Raw genomic sequence first — 3,607 nt, forward strand, 5'->3', positions numbered from 1 at the left:
CGACCAGCGCGCTGGACTCCGAGAGCGAGATCCTCGTCCAGGAAGCCCTGTGGCGGCTGATGGAGGGACGCACCGCGCTCGTGGTCGCGCACCGGCTGAGCACGGTCGCCGGCATGGACCGGCTCGTCGTCCTGGACCGTGGCCGGATCGTCGAGCAGGGCACCCACCAGGAACTCCTTGCCTCGGACGGCGCCTACGCCAAGTTGTGGCAGCACCAGTCGGGAGGCTTCCTCACCGAAGACACCGAAGACACCGAAGACACCGAAGACACCGAAGACACCGAAGACACCGAAGAACTCGAAGATATTGACGACACGGACGACCACCCGGCCGGCGCCGACCTGCGCTGAACCAGCGCTGCTCGGCAGCCGAACCGACATCCCCTGGCATCGAACGGCCAGACAACGGCGACGACCCATCGCCGAACACGCGATATCCGTCGGCTCCTCGCAAAACCCGAAGAGCCGGACAACTGGCCGATAGCTTCCTCGTGTTGTCACACCGGTGATCGACGCCGTGTGACGCCGTTACGCCGAGGAAGCCGTGCGGAGGTGCGTGAATGGATCCGGGGACATTGGTGGCGCAGGCCCTGACCGCGGGGGTGGGCGCCGGTCTGAGCGGTGCCGCCTCGTCGGCGGTGGCCGACAGCTACGCCGTGCTGAAGCAGGCCCTCGTCCGGCGGCTCGCGGGCAGGCCCGGGGCCCTGGAGCGCATCGAGTTGCTGGAACGCCGGCCGAGTGGGCCGGCCGAAGGGCTCGCCCACGATCTCGTCATGGCCGGTGCCGTCGACGCCGAGATCGTGGAGCACGCCCAGCGTCTGCTGGCCCTGATCGGCGCGGACGCCGGCCCGCGCGCGAGGTACCGGGTTGATCTGCGGGAGGCCCGAGGCGTGCAGGTCGGCGACGGCAACACCCAGCACAACACGTTCGGTTAGGCGCCCGACCGACACCCACGGGCCGCAGAAAGCATCACGATGACGAGGAACAGCGGGACCAACGGCGTCCAGGCCGGCGACGGCAACACCCAGCACAACACCTACCCACCGCCGCAGAAGCCCACGCACCGCCGTTCACGGGACTACGCGCCCACGGCGACCGTGACCGCGGGCGACCACTCCACGGTCACGCAGAAGAACACCCATCTGAGGTTCTCGATCCCCGTGATCGGACCAGTGCTCGGCATGGCCTCCGCCCATCCCGCGATCGCCGGCGTCGCGGCGGTGACGATCATCGGGGGAGGCGGTCTCGCGGCCAACGCCGCGCTGTCCGGCCCGCAGCCCTCCGTCTCGACGACGCTGGTCCGTGGGTTCCGCATGACGGACACCGGGGCCACTCCGACCGGTTACGACTTCGCCCGCACCCCGCCCGTGCCGGCGGGCACGACCACCGACGCCATCTACGTCTCGGGCGGCTACCTGGTCGCGAGCAACGGCAAGCTGGCTCTTTGGAGTTCGGACAGGCTCCCCACCGGGGCCGACTGCCGCCGGGCGGTGGCCGAACATCCCGTGCGCCAGACCGTGTCCGGCGCCCACTACCTCACCTGCTACGTCGACCGCGACGGCAACCCCGGCTACATCCTGGTGACCGCCACGGCCACCGGATACACGACCGTCGACACCGCTCATCTCCGCTGACTCACCGGAAAGGTCCATCGGGGCGTCCGCGATGCGGGACGGCCCTCTTGACGTGGTCCCCGGTCGGATCGACACTCACTGAGGGAATCCTAGTGAACAGGTAGGGAAACATGAGGCGCCTTGAACCGGTCACCGTCCGAGTGGTCCGCCCGCCTCTTCTGACCTCCCGCCGCCACATCGATCTGCTGCGTGTCTGCAGCGCGATCAGGTTCCAGGGCTGAGCCGCCGCCCTTCCCGCGCCGACAGCGCCCCTCGGGCCGCGCCCCGTCCGGCGCACACGGGTGAGCCCTGCCCCCAGGGCCTTGCCGCCGCCCCATTCCCGCCCGCTCGACGTCGCTTCCGCCGCGCGTACGTCCGCGCCCGCTCCCGGGGAGAATCATGACCATCACACCGCTGGCCGCCCACACGACCGACCGACGCGCGCCCGCCTTCCGGGGCCGGATCGGCAGGGACGCGCGCAGCGGCCACTACGCCGTTCCGGGCCGCTACCGCCTCCATCTGTCCACCGCCTGTCCCGACGGCCTGCGCATCGCCGTCACCCACAGCCTGCTGCGCCTCGACACCGTCTGTCCGGCGACCTACCTGCCCGCCGTGCCCGACTGCCCCGGGGGCGGTCACTCCGCCCTGCGCCCGCTGTACGACGCCAGCGCCCACCGCTACCCCGGCCCGGCCACCGCGCCGGTGCTCAGCGACGACTGGTCGGGACGGATCGTGAGCACTCACGCCCCGGACATCATGCGCGACCTCGCCCGCCGCTTCGCCACCGACGGCCCCTCCCTCTACCCGTGCGGGGCGGAGTCGGAGATCGAGGCCGTGGAGCGGATGTGCGCGGACGGGATCGAGGAGGCCGCGCAGCGGGCCGGGTCGGCCGGCCAGGAGCCGGCGGAATGTGACATCGCCCTCACCACGCTGCTGGACAACCTCGGCGCCCTCGACCGCTGGCTGGTCGGCCGTACCTACCTGATCCGCGACGAAGTCACCGCCGCCGACATCCAGTTGTGGGCCGCGCTGGTCCAGCTCGACACCGTGCACCGCAATCACCTGGACGCCGCCGCCGTCCAGCGCATCGCCGACCATCCCACCCTGTGGGCCTACGCCCGCCGGCTCGCCGCCCACCCGGCCTTCGGCCGGCACCTCGACCTCGACGGCATCGAACGCCGCCACCACGACCGCTGCCAGGGCTTGGAGGCCGCCGGAGCGGCCGTTCAGATCCTGGACTGGGCGGCCCACGCCACCCGTTAGCCGTTCCACCAGGTGGACCGGCGTTGACATACGTTCGAGCCATTGTCTTAACTAACTGCCAGAACGGTCATGAGTGTCAGCGAAAAGCCCTGGCTTGCTGACCGGCAACCCTCGCATCGCGGTGGGGTGCCCCAGGTGACGACCGGACCGGATGAACCTTCGGTAAGCGCGAGGCCCTCAGGGCCGGAACAGTGACGGTGACGCCATGTACGCAGCTCCCAGGACGGCCATGCGCCGCCCGCTGGGCTGCGTACAGCCGTACCCGAACCCTCTCGTCGCCGATCGCGCCGTCGATCTGCTCCGCGTGAACAGCGCACTGTGTACCGCACCGGGCCGTGCCCGCTGTCGGGGCTGACCTTCCTTCCCAGCCCCCGCGTCCTGACGAAAGCCGCGTTCGCGGCGTGCCGTCGTCCGCCCAGCCCCCGGTGCCCGAGCGTCACGTACTGCCCCCGTAGTACGCCGTGTTCGCTGTGCCCCAGGGGAAACCCGACTCTGCCGGAGCCCCCTCATGAGTGAACCCCCTGGTGCCGCTGTGTCCGTCACCGAGGCACCGCCGCAGCCCGACGCCCCGTCAACACCACTCGCCGCGCAGAGAGTTCTGCCGCTGAGGCGACCGGGCCGCTGGATCGCCACCGCCGTCGTCCTGGTTCTGGCGGCCCAGTTCGTCCACGGCCTGGTGACCAACCCGTTCTACCAGTGGGACCGGTTCGGCTACTGGTTCCTGCGGCCGAC

The 3,607-nt window shown here is 70.7% G+C and carries 4 protein-coding genes, 2 pseudogenes and 1 riboswitch; all 6 genes and pseudogenes read left to right on the plus strand.

Features of this window, described 5'->3' with window-relative positions; genetic code table 11:
• Positions 1-350 (plus strand): annotated as a pseudogene (locus JF597_RS48305) (ABC transporter ATP-binding protein); the annotation flags it as partial.
• A 209-nt stretch (positions 351-559) separates the two neighbouring features.
• Entirely contained in the window at positions 560-934 is a 375-nt protein-coding gene (locus tag JF597_RS48310; protein ID WP_294012015.1) for a hypothetical protein, read from the plus strand.
• A 39-nt stretch (positions 935-973) separates the two neighbouring features.
• Positions 974-1,633, plus strand: coding sequence for a hypothetical protein (locus JF597_RS48315; RefSeq protein WP_294012018.1), 660 nt, complete (start codon positions 974-976; stop codon positions 1,631-1,633).
• A gap of 110 nt (positions 1,634-1,743) precedes the next feature.
• The gene (locus JF597_RS55885; RefSeq protein ID WP_366916559.1) at positions 1,744-1,854 is read left to right on the plus strand and encodes a putative leader peptide; all 111 of its coding nucleotides are present in this window, start codon (positions 1,744-1,746) and stop codon (positions 1,852-1,854) included.
• A gap of 157 nt (positions 1,855-2,011) precedes the next feature.
• Positions 2,012-2,875: a glutathione binding-like protein gene (locus JF597_RS48320; RefSeq protein ID WP_294012021.1), complete on the plus strand. Its 864-nt coding sequence runs from the start codon at positions 2,012-2,014 to the stop codon at positions 2,873-2,875.
• A 65-nt stretch (positions 2,876-2,940) separates the two neighbouring features.
• A riboswitch (SAM riboswitch) is annotated at positions 2,941-3,050 on the plus strand.
• Positions 3,051-3,383: 333 nt separating this feature from the next.
• Positions 3,384-3,607: pseudogene (locus JF597_RS48325) on the plus strand (amino acid ABC transporter permease); the annotation flags it as partial.

Origin of the sequence: Streptomyces sp. (assembly GCF_019510245.1) — a bacterium.
In the GTDB taxonomy this organism is placed as follows: domain Bacteria; phylum Actinomycetota; class Actinomycetes; order Streptomycetales; family Streptomycetaceae; genus Streptomyces.

What these genes read in the sequence shown, in the direction of transcription:
- JF597_RS48310 (WP_294012015.1), top strand. Translation starts at nt 560, where the DNA reads ATGGATCCGGGGACATTGGTGGCGCAGGCCCTGACCGCGGGGGTGGGC.
- JF597_RS48315 (WP_294012018.1), top strand. Translation starts at nt 974, where the DNA reads ATGACGAGGAACAGCGGGACCAACGGCGTCCAGGCCGGCGACGGCAAC.
- JF597_RS48320 (WP_294012021.1), top strand. Translation starts at nt 2,012, where the DNA reads ATGACCATCACACCGCTGGCCGCCCACACGACCGACCGACGCGCGCCC.
- JF597_RS55885 (WP_366916559.1), top strand. Translation starts at nt 1,744, where the DNA reads ATGAGGCGCCTTGAACCGGTCACCGTCCGAGTGGTCCGCCCGCCTCTT.